This is a genomic window from Candidatus Hydrogenedentota bacterium, assembly GCA_019695095.1.
Classification (GTDB): domain Bacteria; phylum Hydrogenedentota; class Hydrogenedentia; order Hydrogenedentales; family SLHB01; genus JAIBAQ01.
Map to the genome: position 1 here is coordinate 1 of JAIBAQ010000118.1, position 18858 is coordinate 18858.

Annotated in this window: 12 protein-coding genes; 7 read left to right on the forward strand and 5 right to left on the reverse strand. The window is 59.6% G+C overall.

The window, feature by feature from the left end:
* Positions 1-965: DUF2961 domain-containing protein (locus tag K1Y02_17530; GenBank protein MBX7258167.1), on the forward strand; the 965-nt coding region annotated here is incomplete at its 5' end.
* Positions 966-1112: 147 nt separating this feature from the next.
* Here K1Y02_17530 and K1Y02_17535 read toward each other — a convergent pair.
* The 4 genes from K1Y02_17535 to K1Y02_17550 form a co-directional block, all read right to left on the reverse strand.
* The gene (locus tag K1Y02_17535; GenBank protein MBX7258168.1) at positions 1113-2690 is read right to left on the reverse strand and encodes an alkaline phosphatase family protein; all 1578 of its coding nucleotides are present in this window, start codon (positions 2688-2690) and stop codon (positions 1113-1115) included.
* 45 nt (positions 2691-2735) lie between these two features.
* A complete protein-coding gene (locus tag K1Y02_17540; protein ID MBX7258169.1) occupies positions 2736-3182 on the reverse strand; it encodes a PIN domain-containing protein in 447 nt (148 codons plus the stop codon).
* Positions 3170-3400: a hypothetical protein gene (locus tag K1Y02_17545; GenBank protein MBX7258170.1), complete on the reverse strand. Its 231-nt coding sequence runs from the start codon at positions 3398-3400 to the stop codon at positions 3170-3172. The genes K1Y02_17540 and K1Y02_17545 overlap by 13 nt, the downstream gene beginning before the upstream one ends.
* A gap of 179 nt (positions 3401-3579) precedes the next feature.
* Positions 3580-4446 (reverse strand): sugar phosphate isomerase/epimerase, encoded by an 867-nt coding sequence (locus tag K1Y02_17550; GenBank protein MBX7258171.1) that lies wholly within the window; start codon positions 4444-4446, stop codon positions 3580-3582.
* A gap of 249 nt (positions 4447-4695) precedes the next feature.
* On the opposite strand from K1Y02_17550, the gene K1Y02_17555 reads away from it, so the two are divergent.
* The 3 genes from K1Y02_17555 (at position 4696) to K1Y02_17565 (ending at position 10616) form a co-directional block, all read left to right on the forward strand.
* Positions 4696-7998: a DUF4450 domain-containing protein gene (locus K1Y02_17555; protein ID MBX7258172.1), complete on the forward strand. Its 3303-nt coding sequence runs from the start codon at positions 4696-4698 to the stop codon at positions 7996-7998.
* A 241-nt stretch (positions 7999-8239) separates the two neighbouring features.
* A complete protein-coding gene (locus K1Y02_17560; protein MBX7258173.1) occupies positions 8240-9082 on the forward strand; it encodes a PIG-L family deacetylase in 843 nt (280 codons plus the stop codon).
* A 13-nt stretch (positions 9083-9095) separates the two neighbouring features.
* Positions 9096-10616 (forward strand): hypothetical protein, encoded by a 1521-nt coding sequence (locus K1Y02_17565; GenBank protein MBX7258174.1) that lies wholly within the window; start codon positions 9096-9098, stop codon positions 10614-10616.
* Here the strand turns inward: K1Y02_17565 and K1Y02_17570 are convergent.
* Positions 10605-11663: a DUF4838 domain-containing protein gene (locus K1Y02_17570; protein MBX7258175.1), complete on the reverse strand. Its 1059-nt coding sequence runs from the start codon at positions 11661-11663 to the stop codon at positions 10605-10607. The two genes, K1Y02_17565 and K1Y02_17570, sit on opposite strands and share 12 nt — an antisense overlap.
* Before the next feature lie 181 nt (positions 11664-11844).
* On the opposite strand from K1Y02_17570, the gene K1Y02_17575 reads away from it, so the two are divergent.
* The 3 genes from K1Y02_17575 to K1Y02_17585 all read left to right on the forward strand — a co-directional run.
* On the forward strand, positions 11845-14475 hold the full coding sequence (locus K1Y02_17575; protein ID MBX7258176.1) for an FAD-dependent oxidoreductase: 2631 nt from the start codon (positions 11845-11847) through the stop codon (positions 14473-14475).
* A 148-nt stretch (positions 14476-14623) separates the two neighbouring features.
* Entirely contained in the window at positions 14624-17266 is a 2643-nt protein-coding gene (gene mutS / locus K1Y02_17580; protein ID MBX7258177.1) for a DNA mismatch repair protein MutS, read from the forward strand.
* 324 nt (positions 17267-17590) lie between these two features.
* Positions 17591-18858, forward strand: a 1268-nt coding sequence (locus K1Y02_17585; GenBank protein ID MBX7258178.1) for a Gfo/Idh/MocA family oxidoreductase, incomplete at its 3' end; no start/stop codon positions are given.

Below are 18858 nucleotides of genomic sequence, written 5' to 3' on the forward strand. Positions count from 1 at the left end.
ACTGGATGAAAGTGCCGAAGCTCCACCGCAACACCGCGTATTTTCATGCCATGTACCGCCAGGAATTCCCCGCCACGATGGGCCAGCGCTATCTGCTTGCGGACATCAAGGGCCGCGGCCACTATGTCGGCACGGTGCTCAACTGCCGCCAGAACACGGCAAGTTGGTTCGGTGAAGGCGATGACTTCTTCTACATTGACGGCGAGAAAGAGCCAAGCATGCGCGGCACCGGCACCGAAGACTACTTCTGCGACGGCTGGGGTTTCCGTGTTCAGGCGGGTGCGTTCTACGGCGCGCTCCTCTTTGAAGGATTCCAGCGCGGCAACCGCACGTCGGTCTATCGATGGCACCTCGCCGATCCAATCACTTTCAGCAAGTCGCTGCGCGCGGAAATTGAACACGTGGGACCCGTTCTCGATCAGAATGGGAAACAACTCTCCGGATACGGGGAACGCGCCGACGATTTCTCTTCGGTTGCGTTCTGGTATCAGAAGGAACCGCACGTACCGTATGCGCCGATTCCCGTCGGGTACGCGCGCCTGAATTATGACTACACGAAGATTGTCGAAGCGGAAGCCGCCATTCCGAACGCTTCGGCAACCGCTGGCCCCATCCAGAAGCAAGACGGCGGCTGGAGCAGCGGGGCGCAGTTGTTCTGGACGCCCCAGGCCGAAGGTCAGGTTTTGACCATCCCCTTCACGGTTCCGTCGGACGGCACCTACGAGCTGACGATCCTGTACACGCGCTCGCATGATTACGGCATCTTCCAGTACGAAATTGACGGTACGCCCACGGGTGAGACTGTCGACCAGTTCAATCCGAGCATCTCCAACCGTGAGAAACTGCTCCCTGAAGTCTCGCTGAAGGCGGGCGAGCACAAATTGACCGTGAAGAATGTCGGCAAGAACGCCGCCTCAACAGGCTTCTACTTCGGTTTGGACGGCTGGCTGATCCAGGCCCGGTAGAGTCTTCGTCAACTCCTTGGACCCTCGTCGCCACTGGGCGGCGGGGGTCCACTTTGATCATGAGCAAACTTGCGAGGGCGGCGGCTGTTACATGAAGAAGATACGGGACACCGCTTGCCGAGGGCAGTCGCAGAACCCTCTAAGGGGTCATTCGAAATATCCAAGGTCGCGCAGGCGCTGTTCGATCCGGCGCTCCTGCTCGGGGGAATAGACTTCCTGCGCGCGATCGTGGGTGTGTGTAGCTAGCGGCTGTGTTGGAGTCAACAGACTGGTGCCATCCATCGGTGGCGAGGCCACTCCAAGCTCACCCAGCACCGTCGGCGCGACGTCCTCCAGTTTCGATGCGCCCACCACGGTCGGTTTAGACAAGAACAGAATCCCGTGCGAGCGATGAACTCCTGTTGTGCCGCGCTCTTTCCCTCCCATGTGCTCATCCGGCGTTAGCCGCCGGAATGCCGGGCCACCTCTGCTTCGCAAGCACGTGTACGAATACCCATTCTCAATCGCAAGCTCGAGAATGATATCCGGCGCGCGATCGATATACGGACCGTCGTACAGTTCTTCGCGCCGCCACGCCTTGCGCACAACATGCCACTGCTCCAGGCGCGCGCACAGGTCTTTGCAGTACGACTCGTAATCCTGTGGCGCGACTTGACCCTTAGGTTCGCGCCCTTGCAGGTTAACGCGGATCGATGGAAAGTAGTTCAGTTCATCTGACCACGCGCGCGTGCCGCTCCAATCGATCCCGGAGAAACGCGATGCGCTTTCCGCACGCGCGGCCATCGCACCGAACCTCCGAAACAACAATCCCCGAAAACGCGGAGGCACCAACGACAACGCCGCGCGTTTGAGTCCACCGCTGCGTTGTGGCGCAAACCGCAACTCGCCTTGCTCCGCGAGCCAGTTGTTGAGATGCACAACACCGTCGCCTGCCCCGCCAAAACCATGGTCCGAGCAGATGCCCACTACAACGTCCTCGCCGGCTACTTTCACGATCGATCCAACGGCGCAATCGAGCCGCTCGTAGATCTGCCGTATCGCATCTTGTGGCCCCGGCTTATGACGTGGCGAATTGGGATCGTGAAACAGCCAAAAGTGATGCGAGCCCGTGTCCGCCTCCCCGAAGACGATCATGAAGAAGTCCCACGGCTCGCGCGCCAACAGCGTGGTCGCGATGCGCTCCTTGGTCGCGATGCCCTCCAACAACCTCGCCAGCGCCATCGCGTGCCAGCCAGGACCGATGTCGTGCTCCTGAAAATCGGCATAGCGCCAGTCCTTCACCGTATCGTAGATTGACGCAGGATAAACCGATGACCGTTCCACCGCCGTGGCTACGGGCGAATCGAAACCCGCGACCATAATTCCGTTGACCTTTTCCGGCGGATACGTTCCCGGCACGCCCAGCACGCACACGCGTTTGCCTGCGTCGGAGAGGATGTTCCACAACGCGGGCACGCGGCGAAATGTGCTGTTTACGAAGCGCAGCGCGTAGGAACCGGGGACCATTTCCGTGAAATCGAAAATACCATGCTTTCCTGGATTGACGCCGGTGACGCACGTCGTCCATGCGGGGTACGTGACCGGCGGAGTCACGCTCGAGCACCGCATATACGCGCCTTGCCTGCGCATGCGCGCCAGATTCGGCAACCGGCCCTCTTCCATCCAGCGCTCGACAAGGGAGGGTTCGGCTCCGTCAAGACCTAGCAAAAGAAACCGGGCCTTCATAACGAATGACTATCCTTGCTTCATCTGGGGGGCTGCGCTCTTAGGTTACTCGCCGGCAATGTCAGACAACAGGACGACGCGACAGACATCCTGGATCGCAAGCGTACTGTCATTGGTCAGCAAGGAACTGCATCCCTCAAGGCAACAAGTTGCCAAGTGGATAGCATCTGGCAATTTCACTCGCCTTTCTGCGCGAATGGAAGCGGCGGAGTCAAGCACTTCCCACGAAATAGGCGAAAGCGTCAGTGACGCAGTGGGAGAAAGAAACTCTTTGTAGGCCGTTACCAGAGCGTTGTTCGCATCGCGCTTAGGTTTCACCAGGACTTCGGCAAGAGTGAGGAGGCTTGTGACAACGTGTATCTCTTCGGAATCGACACAACGAAGAAACGCTCTAACAGCGGGAGCGAATTCGGGGACGCCTTCGACAGCGTACACGACGATGTTTGTGTCGAGGTATACCCTCTGCCCAAGAAGGTCAGTCAGTCGTCCCAACTGTCCCTCTCCTTGCGAATGAAATCGTCCACGTCCTTTGCGGAGGCAAATGCCCCCTTACCCGAGCCAAATAGCGATGCGTATGACTTTCGTGTGGGTTGGTCGGAGCGCACCAAAACGATGACTTCCGCTTCTGCACCAGAAGGCAATTCGTCCGATTGAAGGACAACCTGCCCCCCGGGTGCTATCACCACCTTCTGACGAATTGCTTTCTCCATGATTCTCACCTCGACTCCGAAGGCTTCTTCCTACGTGGCGGAAAGCAGGGACAGACACGTCTTCGCTTCGCTTGTGTCAGTCGCTGTTTTCCGCCGCTATTGACACTTCCTCAATTACAATTCACTACACTAGACCCGATACCATTCTACCCGAAAATGCGCTGTCGCCCAATTGATTACTACCGAAGCGAAGCCGTAGTGCGCCGAAGCCACGCAAGGCACACCTTGCTTGCGCCTTCGTGCGGATCGTCCGTCAGATAACGGCCGTACAACGAGCGCATGCTTTCGGGAAATTGGTCGGCGGTGATGTGTGTCTCCAAAGACAAGTACCCGTCGTATCCGTCGTCTTTCAGGGCCTGGAGCTGTTTACCCCAATCCACGACCCCCGTCCCCAGGAACACGTTCGGAAACGTTCCGCCTGGTCCCGGAGCCGCGTCCTTCACATGCACGTGCACCATATCCTTCCGAATGAGCCGGTAGCCTTCCGGGAAAGGACGCATTGCCGCGCCGTCGGGGTCCTGCACGTGGTTCGTGGGGTCCCAGATGATTTTCACGTGAGGTGACTGCAACCGGTCCAGGAAATACCGGGCGTGTGCCGCGGTGCCGACATAACATTGGTACTCGTTCTCAAGGCCGAGCATGACGTCTTCGTCCTCAAGTATACCCGGCACTTGCGCATACGCTCGGAGCATCTCGTCCCAAGGCTTCGATTCGGTGCGCCGCCAAAACGCAAACCCGCGAACGATGGTGCAGTTCAATTCGCGCGCCACGCGCGCCGAGGCGCGCAAGATGTCCATGTGCTTCGCAACGTCGCGCTTGTCGGACACATCGCATTTCCCGAACGGCGACGCGATGCTGCACACCGCGAGCCCCTGATCCGAGAGCATGGCGCGGATGTCGCGCACTTGGTTACGCGTCCACTCGTGCGGCAGCCGGCGCCACACCCCGCGCAGTTCCACGCCTTCGACTCCGAATTCACGGCAAATCGCGCACGCACGCTCGAGGTCGTGCGAGATCTCATCCGTGAATACGGCGAGCTTAAACATGATGTGGACGACCGCTCCTCGTGGTTATGTGAAACAGGCACCTGATGCAAGCCATTGCAGGCGCTTCCTATCTGCGGACCAGGGGCAAGTCAGACGCGATGCGGAAAGAGCCCCCCCGGAGCGCCGATCTCGCTGTTAGCCGTGCCCGATGCGAGTGGAGCGCCAACGCCAGAAGGTAGTGTAGCATAAGTGACGGGAGTCAGGAGTCCGAATCTGTTTTGCCCGTCGTATCGATAAAGGAAACGATACATGATGCCTCGATTCAACATTGTGAAGTACGCGAGTCTCTCGTTAGCGTTTTGCGTTGCCGCCTTCGGGCTTACTGGAGCGGTCGCTGCCGAAACGACTCCTCCCAATCGGTACGTTCCCATTGAGGGAGGCTGGCGCTTGCACATCGACGGGAAAGATCAGGCGAAGCCTGAACCGGCTCTCACGGAATTGGGACAGGTGAAGGACAATCCCCGGGTGCATCGTCGCCTGCTTTTCCCCCCAGCGGATAAGAGCCTAGTCTGGTCCAAGGAACAGCGTGGCAAGCTTCAGCGTTGCGCATTTCGGCCATTGGTGGTTGCCTATATGGCGCCGCGGTTTCTGCTGGACCTGCATTCCGGCGGCGGCCTGATGGGGCACGTGTATCTTGGCATTGTCAACGAGAAGTCAGGCGAGAGCGCGTGGTTGCATGATTGGGCCGACGTGAATGTCGCGTACGCCGACGGGGTCATGGAGTATTGCGTACGCGATCCGCGCTTTCCTTCACTTGTCGTTCACGTTGCCGCCACTCCGATGGCCGATGCAGCAGGCGTGCTTCTCAAGTTTCGGGTAGAAGGGGATTGCGACGGTCTGTCCCTTGTCTGGAGTTACGGCGGGGCCTCTGCCTTTCTGACCAACTACAACATGGGGGCCGCCGAATTCACCTTCGCTCCCGAGCAATGTGCGAAAGACTATCTGCAATGGAAGGACCACACGTTTTCGCTTCGGCGGCCGTTCGATGAGAACGACGTGTACAAGAAGGAAGTCTACGCGGCGGCGCGGTACTTGGACGGCTGGGAAGCCGAAATCCAAGGCGGAAGCACGTCTGATCGAGATTGCGGCTACGGACTACCCGCAGCCATGTCCGCCTCTCCTCTCGAGGTGTGTTCCTCGGCGCAATGGGCGGGCGGTAGAGTCGCGAGCGAACTCAAGAATGTGGTGGCCGTCCAACGTATCTCCCTGAACCGGACGTCGCGTGATGGGATCATTGCCGTGGGCATGGGATTCCACATGCGGGACATCTTGCGCGATCCGGGGGCCGCATGGAAGGCGGCCATTAAACGCAATGCATCCATCGCATCGCGCGTTGCCGTTGAAACTCCCGACTCCTACCTCAACGCTGCGGTGCCCATGATGGCTTTCGCCACGGAAGGGACATGGGGAGACTCGGCTATTTTGCATGGAGCCTGGTCGTGGCGATACGCCTATCTCGGATGGCGGGGATGGTACGGCTCTGACTGCTACGGCTGGACGGATCGGGTGCGACGGTCTATCGAAAGCCACACGACTTTGGGGCTTGTTCAAGGGGGAGACGACCAAGGCGCGCTAGGCTCCTTGTTGGAGTACAACCCCGGTGTCTTCTACAACATGAACGAGGTCTTCCTCGATCAAACCCGGCATTACTTCGAATACACGAACGACTTGGAACTGATGCGCGAGATATTTCCCATATTGAAAGGGATCGTCGCGTGGGAAGACCGCCGTCTGCAGCCGGAAGCAAAGGGGCTTTACGAAAACGCTCTCAACACGTGGATCAGCGATTCGCATTGGTACATCGGCGGCCAGTGCACGCAGGCTTCCGCTTACATGCTGCGTGCCTATTCGTTTTTGGCCCGGCTCGCGCCGCTAATCGGTGAGGACGCAGCACCGTTCACGGCGCAAGCAGACCGCATTCGAACCGCCATGCAAAGCGAGTTGTGGATGGCCGACAAGGGGGTCTTTGCCGAATACCGGGACACGCGCGGCGAACGAATGCTGCACCCGGAACCGGAATTGCCGACGATCTACCACGCCGCCGAATTTGGCGCGGCGTCGCCCGAACAGATTGCGCGCATGCTGCAATGGGCAGACCGCAGCCTGCGCCACGAATCGACTCCGGGCGGAGGACGCCTCGTGTGGAGCTCCAATTGGTACCCAAACCGTGGGCGATCCTATACGCACAGCACATATGAAATGGCCTACGCCGAGGAATTCAACTACGCGCTGACCAACTTCATGGCCGGAAGGGCCGATGACGGGTATGCAATCATACGTGCTGCCCTGTCCGGCATCTTCAACGGGCCCACGCCCGGCGGACTTGCATGCCATACGTATGTGGATGGCACGCAGCGCGCCAACGACGAATTCGCGGATGCAATCAGCATGTGGGGCCGTTGTGTCGTAGAAGGTCTCTTCGGAATCGCGCCGGACCGGCCAAGCGGTGTCGTTAATCTGTCTCCTCAGTTCCCATCGGGGTGGGAACACGCCTCGATCGAAACGCCACACTTCTCCTACCGCTGGCAGCTCGACGGGAAGACCATTCGGATTCGCTGGAAGTCTCCCGTTAGCACGCGGGTGGCCGTGCGACTGCCTATTACCGGCGATCGGATCGTGCGGGCAGTATCGAATGGGAAACCAATCGAACACTCCATCGGGCGGGGATACCTGGGCGTCAACTGGGCGCTAATCGAGACAGATCCGGGCCGCCGGGGAGATGTGGAGGTCGAATACGACGGAAATCCGCCAACGGTCATTGAACCGTTGTCGCTTCCCCCTTCGGCGAGCACGCCTCCTACTTGGACGCCCAATGCGCTGCACAACGATGGCGCGATCACGTGGTCTGCTCTGGATCTCTCCAGTATTTTCAATTCGAACTTAACCGAAGCCTCCCAGAAGCTCTTCGACTCCGCGATTCCACCGGCAATGCCCGCGAGTCAGGTCGGCTTCGGCTATTGGAGAGAGCATCTGACGCAGTATCACGGCAGTCGTAACCAGCCCGTAAGCGATGCGGCGTGGCGCGCGAAAGTGGACAAGGATGGACGCGCGATGACCACGGAAGGCATTCCGTTCATCAGCCCGAAGGAAGGACCGAACATCGCTATGGTTTCGAGAACGGGAGGGTTTCCCGAGTCCATCACATTTCCCGTTCAGGCTGCCGGCAAGACCTTGTACCTGATGGTGAGCGGAGTCACGTTTCCGGCGCAGAGCCATGTGCCCAATATTCGCGTAACGCTTACGTATGCGGATGGCGAGGAAGTTACGCGAGACCTCGTGAATCCAACCGATATCGGTGACTGTTGGAGTACGTGGTGCGGCCGGTACCACGATACGGCCGCAAACGGCTTCGAGAACCTTGGCGGGCGTACCGGACCCGCAGGGTCTTCCGAAGTGCAGGACATGACGCAGCCCATCGCACTGGATACCGAAGCGCATTTGGTTGCATTCTCGTTGCGTCCGGATGTCGCTCTTGCGTCCGTCACCTTCAAGGCCGTGGCCAACGACATCGCGTTTGGCGTCATGGGGGCTACGGTCGCGTCTGATAAGTAGTCCGCAATTTGCACCGGCGCGATTGAGCGCCGATGCAAATTGCTCACGTGCAAGAAGTTGAGGCTATTTCATGAGGATTCCTCGCGAGCACACTCAGTCTTCGGAGAAGCGATTCATTTTTCGCCGCAAGTTTCGCAAACATTCAGGTTACGAGGGAAGTTCAAGTGTGCTCGTGAGAAATCCGGGGTAGAAGCGTGTCATGCCAATTCAATTCATCAAGTAATCGAAAAGGAGATACACAATGAAGACTCTCACGATTGCACTCGCAGTACTGGGTTCCGTCATTGGCGCGCAGACGGCCTTCGCGGCGGAAGCTGCGGCTTCTCCGGAGATCCCGGCCGCGGACCGCATCGAGAACTGGACCGGCAAAACCGTCATGGTCTTTACGCCGCACCCGGACGACGACACCTTCCTCTGCGGGGGAGTCATGGCCCTGTTGGCGGCCAACAAGAACAATGTAATCGTTGTCATTTACACCAATGACAACAAGGGATCCCTCGATCTCGAAATGACTCGCGAGCGCCTGGCTGTCATTCGCCGCGCCGAGGAAGAAGCCGCGTGCGCCGTACTCGGCATTCCGAAAGAGAACATCGTCTGGCTGGGATACGAAGACGGTGACCTTGAGTACGCCGACCCCAAAGTCTTGCGCGGCGAAGCCTGCCGGCTCATTAAGAAGTACCGGCCCGATGCTATTTTTACCATCGACCCCGGCACCACGTACGAACGTTGGCACAAGACCGACCATCGCATGGCCGCCTTCATCACCAAGGATGCCTTCATCGCATCCGAGTGGCACCTTTACTACCCGCAGCATCTGCTTGACGAAGGACTGAAACCGTATCGCGTGCCGGTTGCCTTCTATTACTATACGGAGGAGCCGAATTACACGGTGGATATTACCGCCATCGTCGAAAAGAAGATCGAAGCGTCCGCCAAACACGTCAGCCAATTCGAGCCGTCACTAAGCAAATACACTCCGGAGATGTCCAAGGATACCTTCGCGGGCATTCGTCTTTGGGGAATGGCGCAGATGAAGGAAGGCGACAAGTATGTAGAGAAGTTCCGGCGTGAAGTGGAACCGTAACGGGAGAGCGAACATGCGTTTCATCAGTGCGGTGGCTTGTCTGTATGCGCTTGCAGTGTCCAGCGCCGTGGCCGGGCAGGAAGAGGACCGCGCCGCACTGCGGAACGACCCGGTCTTTCAGGCCGTGCAGCAATTTGCCGACACCATGCTGGCGCACGGGCGCGATGTCTACGGCGAGAAACACAGTCCGTTGTTTGTTTCTCAGCTCAACGTCGTAACCCAACGCATCCCCGAAGCGACAGAGACCGATCCCGGAGTCTGGAACGGGCACTTCGAAGTGGCGGGGCATCAACCGTATTGCCAGAATCTCATCGGCGACCTCGGCATCCTCGATGTACTCAAGACGATGACGCGCGTAACCGATGACCCAAGGTACGACGCCGCGCGCCGTGACTACCTGACCTACCTGCTTCAATCCTGCCGCGACCCGCGCTCCGGCTACATCCCTTGGGGTGAACACGTCGGCTACGACATCGTTCACGACACCATTCATGTTGGCGAAAAGAAGTACTGGCACGAAGTGAAAGCCTACAACATCCCCTGGGACCAACTGTGGGAAGTCAATCCGGAAGCGACGCGCCACGAAATTGAAGTCACCTTCTTTAACCATCTTTGTGATGAAGAAACGTTCGCGTTCAACCGCCACGCAACCATGGACGGCAAGACGAATCGCGGAACCGAACCGTGCAGTCTCTTGAGCAGCGCGGGCGTGTATATGGATGCCTGGTGTTGGCTGTATCGCAAGACTGGCGATGCCACGTTTCTCGCGTGGGCACAGAAGATGAACGCGCTCGTCGCAAAGCGCCGCTCGGCGGAGACGGGGCTCATCCCCACCGACGAAGTCACGCGCACGGGATTGATGGTCTATGCGGAGGCTGCGTCGTTCGCGCCGTACCTTTTGATAGCCGCCGATTTACTCGGTCTCGAAGGCGACGATTTTCGCAAGGAAGGCATCGAATACCTGCTTGCCTATCAGAAGTGGGCCTACACGCCTAAGCGCGACGATACCGGCGGCCCCGGCTACTACGATGCCCTGGACACGCAAACCGGCAAACCCGCAGACGTAGGCGGCAAGCGGTATTTGGAACCGTGGCAGTGGACGGACAACCACGAACACGTCGGTGTCATTTTGGCGTCAGCGGCATTTGGATATGGCGCCACCGGAGACGACAGGCTTCGCGTCATGTGCGACAGCGCCATTGAAGCCATGCGGATTCCGCAGTCTATCGCCGAAAACAAAACGATGCTCTCCTGTGACGCAGGCGGCGTCATCATGAGCCTCGTGACGATCGCGCGCCGATCCGGCGACACGCGCTATCTCGAAACGGCAAGACCGCTTGTCGAATACGTCCTGAAGCAAAACTATAAGAATGGCTGCTTTACTTCGGGCATGGAAGGCAAGGGCGACTACTACTGCGCGCGCGCCGGGTCGGGGTATCTCGCGTCGTCCGTGTTGGCCTACGCTTTGGCGTCGCACGGCCTCATGGACGAAGTTCCGCCCGTGCGTGATCTGCAAGGCGGCCTACGCTTTTGATAGCGAAAGAAGTCCCTGCCCGTATTCACCCAGCGGCGGTTCGCCAAACCGCTTGACGTACTCGCCGTCTATCCAGCAGGCAAACGTCGTGAAGTGTCGAATACCGAGCTTCGCATACGTGCGCAGGTCGTCGCGATACATCTCCTCGCTCCAAGGCATCTGCGTTAGCGACTCGCGTTTCCATTTTGAGAATCGCGACACGTCCAGCCAATATTCGAGCACCTGCGCCGTTTCGGCGCCAAAGACCGCAAGATTCGCGCTGAGATAGTCCATCAATTTGACGTGCTCGGCAATCGACGCGTCTCCGAGCGGCTTCGTCGAATCCCGTTCAATCGGCGCATACTCAAGGAAGATGCCCGGCTCCGGTTTCACCTGGCCTGGAGCCGATAATGTCCGGTTATAGCACAAATGCGCCAGCGTGGCATCAGGATGTCCCTTGCGTAGCGTCTTCAGGATCGCATTTTCCAGCACCAACGTCTGATCGCTGTCCGACAGCCCGTTGCACTTCGGACACCGGCACATCGGTTGTGCATCGTCAGACCAGAAATAGTAGCGGCCCGTCGAAGGGGGAATTTCCGCGGCAAGACGAACAGCGTTCTCGCACGCGATTTCAAGCGCGCGCGGTGAACTCACGCACAAGTTGGCATCGGCCGTCCGCTCTCCCGCCTCGTTCATTCGAAACAACGTAGCGTCCTTCTGAAAAAGCTCACGCGGAAGAAGCTGATTCGCGGCGTGGCATTCGTACTCAACGGCGATCGTGTTTGCCGCGCAATCGCGCAGGAACGCTTGTCCGGGCTCGCTTTTCGCAAAGACAGCAAGCTCGTGGGGAGGGCCGTGAAGCGCGAGGGTCGTCAGTCCCGCCTTTGCCGCGCGTTCCACCCACGGCCACGTCGTTACATCGCTCGGCATCACGACTGCCCCGCGCGTTGCCACCGGCCCGGCAGCCGCAACGCCTTTCGCTCTTCCCCATCGTGCAGCGGTCGCGGCAGCGCCCGCCGCCGCAGCCAGGAAGGTGCGGCGCGAAAACGTTCGTCCTGTGCGTGACATGATTGTCTTCTCCTGACTCACTGTCATTCGCCGGTTTGCACCTCTACCGGCATCCCCCAAAGGGAACGTATCACATCGCTTCGTATCGTCCGTGTGAATTCGTATATTATCATCTCGGGATTGCACGGGACAGAGCAGGCCGTACGCAACTCGTACGCCGAAGAAGGTCATTAACGATTTCATGAAACGCGATCTTGCCGCCATGTGCTCTACGGCTTACGACATCGTCGTGATCGGGGGCGGCATTACCGGCGCCTGCATCGCGCGCGATGCGGCATTGCGCGGGCTCATGGTTGCCCTCGTAGAAAAGGGAGATTTTGCCGGCGCGACGACGGCCGCATCCTCGAAACTCATTCACGGCGGTTTGCGTTACCTCCAGAACCTCGAATTGAGCCTCGTGCGCGAGTCGTTGCGCGAACGCCGCGTCTGGTCGAACACCGCCCCTCACATGATCGATCCACTGACCTTCCTTCTACCCACCTCCTCGAAGAAGCGCCGCGACCGCGTCATGAAGTCGATTGGACTCCGTCTCTACGATTGGCTGTCTTACGACCGCAACCGGCTCGACGACCCCGAGAAGGTCATCCCCGCCCACAAGAAACTGTCGCGCGAGGAAGCGATCGCCTTAGAACCCAGTTTGGCCGCCGACGACCTCGGCGGGGCGCTCGCATTCTATGACTATCAAATGTATTCGCCGGAGCGCTTGGCGCTGGAGTGCATCCTCAGTGCCGCCGAGCACGGCGCTCAACTCGCCAACTACGCCCAGGTAACGGGCTTTCTCCGCGAGGAAGACCGCATCGTCGGCGTTCGCGTCGCAGACAAGTCGCCCATATCTGCGGAACCCGATGCGGCCCCCGTGGAATACGAACTCCGCGGCTCGATCGTCATCAACGCCGCGGGTCCCTGGGCCGATCTCCTGATGAAAGAGATCGCCGTCCAAGCCGAATCCGCCGCGGACATATCGCCCGCGCGCCAGCTTATTCGGTCCAAGGGCATTCACCTGATTACACGATCCCTCACCAACGGACACGCGGTCACCGTCCCCAGCGAGTCTACCCACTTCTTCATACTCCCCTGGCGCGGCCACTCGCTCCTCGGAACCACGGACACTGTATTCGCGGGACACCCCGACGATGTCATGGTGACCGAGCGCGACATCGTCGATTTCCTCGCCGTGGTCAATGCCGGTTTTCCTGCCGCGAAGCTGCGCCGCTCGGACGTGCTCCACTTCTACGCGGGTCTTCGTCCAATCGTCGCGACTACGGACGAGCAGAAGAAGGCCGAAAACGAGCAACCGGACTCGTACACCGCAAGCCGGGCCGCCGAAGTCTTCGACCACGAGCCGGAGGAAGGTCTCAAGGGAGTCATCACGACCATCGGAGGCAAATGGACGACCTCGCGCAGCCTTGCCGAGCAGGTCGTCGACCTCGCCGTGTCCAAGCTCGGCAAACTGCCGATACCCTGCGTCACCGAGAGCACGCCAACTTACGGCGGCGACGTGGGGCGCTTCACCGAATTCAAATCGGCCGCCGTCGAAGCGCACACGGACTACCCCGCCACCGTCATCGAAAACCTCGCCAAGAACTACGGATGCCGGATGGAAGAGGTGCTTGCGCTCGCCGAAGCGGACTCGTCGCTCGCCGAACGCCTTTCACCGCAGTTCCCCGATATCGCCGCGGAAGTGGTCTACGCCGTCCGTAACGAAATGGCCTTGACCGTCGAAGACGTGCTCTTCCGCCGTACCGGTCTCGGCACCCTCGGCACACCGGGCAACGACGTCATCGCCAAAGTGGCCGCCATCATGGCCAAGGAGTTGGGCTGGCCGGAGGAACGACGCAAAGCGCACGTGAAGCGCACCGTCGCCCATTTCACGCCCCGCACGCGTTCCCGCGCCATCGTCAATCCGCGTTCCTGGGGCGGACGCACCGGCAAAATCTGGCCCATGCTCGAGGCCCGTCTCCGCGATGTCATCGGCCCCGTCGACGCCGTGTTCACGGATGGCCCGATGGCCGCAACACGCCTTGCGCGCCAAGCTCTCAAAGACGGCATGGAACAAATCATCTCCGTTGGCGGCGACGGCACCATCAATGAAGTCGTAAACGGCTTCTTCGAAGACGGCCGTATCGTCAATCCCGACGCGATGCTGACGGTTGTCTCCAGCGGCACCGGTTGCGACTTTCGGCGCATCTTCGGCATTCCCGAGAAGCTCGAAGACCAAATTGCGCGCCTCTCCTATTGCCCAATCCGCCCCATCGACGTGGGCCGTATCACGTATATCGGCGATAACGGAAACGAAGAAGTTCGCTACTTCGACAACGTAGCCAGTTTCGGCCTCAGCGGGGCCGCCGACCGAGAGGTCAACCGCGCCGTGTGGGCCAAGAAGATCAACTCCAAATACGCGTTCCAATGGGGCGTCTTCAAAGCCTTCGCCCGCTACAAGAATCAACCCGTGCGCCTGCAAATCGATGACACCTTCGACGAGACCATCAACGCCCTGACTGTCGCCATCTGCAACGGACAATATTTTGGCGCGGGCATGCACATCGCCCCGCCTGCCATACCGGACGACGGACTCTTCCACGTCGTAATCCTGGCGGATATCGGCAAATTCCAGTTCCTGCGTAACATCAACAAGGTCTACCGCGGCGAACACCTCAACATCCCCAACGTCCGCGTGGTGACAGGGCGCAAAATCACCGCCACGCCGATCAATAGCGCGCGACAAGTCCTGCTCGATATCGACGGCGAAGCCCCCGGACGACTTCCCGCCACCTTCGAACTACTCCCTCAATCGATTTATTTGCGCTGTTAACGCGATGTTTGCACCGGACCAACACTCTTCTCCCCCCGCTCGAGCCCGACTGCTCTCAGCCTCCATTCCCGCATCCGGCTCATGCTGAAAACGCGCACTACATTCTCGTTCTTTTCTCGCACCCCGAATTCCCTGTAATATCCGTGCCATGGCTACCCAGTGGAAAAAACTACAGGACATCTCTGACTCCAAACTCACGCCCATGCTGCGCCAGTACCTCGAGGCGAAGGCCGAGAGCGGCGACTCCCTCTTGTTCTTCCGCATGGGCGACTTCTACGAGATGTTCTTCGAAGACGCCGTCGAGGCCGCCGAACTCCTCGGCATCGCCCTTACCTCGCGCGACGCCGTCAACAAAGACGACCGCATCCCGATGGCGGGCGTGCCGGTGCGGGCCGTCGACGGCTACATTGCCAAAGCGATCAAGGCCGGCCGCACCGTTACGATCTGCGAGCAGGTCGAAGACCCCAAGGAAGCCAAGGGCGTCGTCAAACGATCCATTACCCGACAGATCACGCCCGGAACCGTCCTCGAACCCAACTTGCTCGACGACGCCGCAAACAACTACCTCGGCGCTCTGTTGATTGACGGCAACCGCGCGGGTCTCGCGCTCGTCGATGTCAGCACCGGCGAATTCCTCGCCGCGCAGATCGAGCGCGACATCGACCGCACGCTCCACGACGAGTTCACCCGTATGAGCCCCGTCGAAGTTCTCGTCCCCGCGAAGGCCTCAGGCGACACCATTACGCGTCTTAAGGCGCGTTTCCCATCGATTGCATTCGCAGAACGGCCCGCCGACGAGTTCGACTCGGACGACGCTGCATCCGCCATCGCGGACCATTTTGGTTTGCGTACCTTGAAAGGCATCGGCCTCGACGAGGCCCCGCAAGCGGTCGCGTGCGCGGGCGCCATCCTCGCCTACATCAAGACGACGCATCGCGAAGGCGCGCCGCACCTGCGTTTTCCGCGCGCTTACAGCCCATCCAACTACGTTGTCCTCGACGGCAACACACAACGCAACCTCGAACTCGTCGAGTCTGCCTTCGACCGCAAGAAACACGGCACGTTGCTGGGCGTGCTGGACAAGACGCTCACGAGCATGGGCGGCCGCAAACTCCGCCATTGGATTCTCCATCCGCTCGTCGAAGTCGACGAAATCCGCGCACGGCTCGATGCCGTCGAGGAATTTCACGGCGACGCGGAATTGCGCCTCCGTCTGCGCGACGTGTTGCGCGGCATGTCGGATCTCGAACGTCTGACGGGCCGCCTCACCGCCAAAGCGGGCAACGCTCGCGACATGAAAGCCCTCGGCGTTTCGCTGGCCAAAGCGCCCGTCTTGAAAGCGACGCTCGCCGAGTGCTCCAGCCCCATGTTGTCCGCAATCCACAACACGATGGACGACCTCGCCGACGTCGCGGAGTGGATCGAAGCGGCCATCGTTGACGAACCGCCGCTCGCCATTATGGAAGGCAATCTGGTCCGCGACGGATACGACCCGGACCTCGATCACCTGCGCACGCTCGTGCGTGGCGGGCGCGACTGGATCGCCACGTTGCAGCGCGAAGAATGCGAACGCACGAAGATCCCCAATCTCCGCGTGGGCTACAACAAAGTCTTCGGATACTACATCGAAATCACGAAGTCCTACGCCCACCTCGCGCCGCACGACTACGAACGCAAGCAAACGCTCGTTAACGCGGAGCGGTACGTAACGCCTACGCTGAAATCGCGCGAAGAAGAAATCGTCACCGCACAAGAACGCATGCAGCAACTCGAGTATGACCTGTTTTGTGCGTTGCGCGATCGTATTGCCGCCGAATCGGCGCGCATCCAGGAAACCGCCGATGCTATCGCCAGCGTAGACGTGTTGCTGTCGTTGGCGGAAGTCGCGTCCGCCAAGGGCTACTGCAAACCCGAGGTCGATGCTTCCGACGTGCTCTCGATCAAAGACGGCCGTCACCCCGTCGTAGAAGACCTCATGGCGCGCAACGAATTTGTCCCCAACGACACCGTGCTCGATCCCGACTCGCTCTTCCTCGCGATCGTCACCGGCCCTAACATGGCCGGTAAGTCGACGTACCTGCGCCAAGTTGCGCTCATCACGCTTATGGCGCAGATGGGCAGCTTCACGCCCGCCGCGCAAGCGCATATCGGCGTCGTCGACCGCATCTTTACGCGTGTGGGCGCATCCGATAACCTCGTGCGCGGCGAGAGTACCTTCATGGTCGAGATGATTGAGACGGCGAACATTCTCAACACCGCCACGCATCGCAGCCTGCTCGTTCTCGACGAAATCGGACGCGGCACCAGCACCTTCGACGGCATCAGCATCGCTTGGGCGGTCGCGGAACAGATTCACGACAAGATTCGCGCGAAGACGCTCTTCGCCACGCATTACCATGAGCTCACCGATCTCGGCAACAAGCTCGAACACGCCAAGAACATCAATGTCGCTGTGCGCGAGTGGGGCGGCAAAGTCGTGTTTCTCTACCGCATCGTCGACGGCGGCGCGGACCACAGCTACGGCATCCAGGTCGCCAAGCTGGCGGGCTTGCCGCCCAACGTCATTGCGCGCGCGCGCGATATACTCGAGTCCCTCGAATCAGGCAACCCCGCTGCCGTGGGTTTGCCGCAGCAGATGTACTTGTTTGGACCTCAGGCCACTTCCGAGCCCAGCGCAGTCGAACGCGAACTCGACGCCGTAAACCCGGATGAACTCTCGCCGCGCGAAGCCCAGGAGTTCCTCTATCACCTCAAGCATCTCCTCGCGAAACCCCGCCACGAGCATTCTTAAGATTCGCCTTGTGCAAAAGCTTGTAAGAAGTGACTGGGCCTCATGCGCAGTTTCCACTGGACTTAATCTTCGCGTGTCAGGCAACTTGCCTGCTTTCTGTAGAGAGAATCCCTGCGTCAAGTACGCTCTCGCCGTTTGAGTAGACTGCCTCCATTGGGCCAGCGTGACGTCAGTGCAGGCCGCTGGAATCTACGCACCTTAAGCCCCCTCGCCGCCTTGCAGTAGACGTTGCTTTCAGTTCGCATCCGGGCGCGCAACGGTATATCGTGGTGCACAGACTCGACCGGACGTCCCGAGAACTTGGGTAACAGGGGGAGTACACAAATGACCACCACATTCGAACGACGCGAATTCCTGGGAATTGCCGCAGGGGCGGCGCTAGGTCTTGCTGCCGCGGACGCTGCGCACGCGCAAGATAGCGCGCCTTCGCCAGTTCGTGTCGGCGTGATTGGGACGGGCAACCGCGGCAAGGCCCTTACGGCCAATCTGGTGTCCATTCCCGGCGTATCGGTAGTTGCCGTTTGCGACATCAACGCGTCCGCTGCCAAGGCCGCGCAGGAAATTGTGATGAAGGCAGGTCAAGCCTGTCCGGAACCTTACACGCGCGATGAGCACGCCTATCAAGACCTGGTTGCGCGCGACGATCTCGACGCAATCATCATCGCCACTCCCTGGAACTGGCACACGCCGATGGCGGTAGAGGCCATGAAAGCAGGGAAGTACGCCGGCGTCGAAGTGCCCGCCGCGCTCACGTACGAGGAGTGCTGGGCGCTCGTGGACACGTCTGAACAAACGAAGATGCCGTGCATGATGCTGGAGAACTGGAGTTTCCGGCGCGACAATCTTGCTGTACTTCAGATGATTCGCAAGGGACTCTTGGGAGAGATCGTGCATTGCCACTGCGCCCATTCCCACGATTGCCTGGATCATTGGTGGTTCGACACCTCGGGCAATATCCGGTGGGGCGGCGAGTTTCTGGTCAATCGCAACTGCGACCAATATCCCACGCACAGCGAAGGCCCCGTGTTGAGTTGGCTCGACATCAATTGCGGCGACGCGTATGCGACGATCCGATCCATCGCCTCCGATTCCAAGGGCATCAACGATTTCTTCCGGCGCAAGTACGGCCCCGATCATCCGAACGCGAAACGCGTATACAAACAAGGCGATATCGTCACAAGCACCATCCGCACGCACATGGGCAAGACCATCGTTATCAACTACGACATGCAATTGCCCCGGCCCTACGACAATCGATGGATGGTCCAGGGAACCCTTGGCGTTTACGACGAAGCGCGCGCATCGGTATCGCTCGAAGGCCGCAGTCCCAAGAGCCACGAATGGGAACCGTTCGAACCGTATCAAACCGAATTCGATCACCCGTGGTGGAAGAACCTCGATGTCGATGCCGCGGCCGTGGGACACGGCGGAACCGACTACCTCGAACTGAAGATGTTCGTCAAAGCCGTCCGCGAAAAGACACAGACCCCCATTGACGTCTACGACACGGCTACGATGAGCAGCGTCGTGCCGCTGTCGGAGGAATCGATTGCGAAAGGCGGCGCGCCGGTCGAATGTCCTGATTACACGCG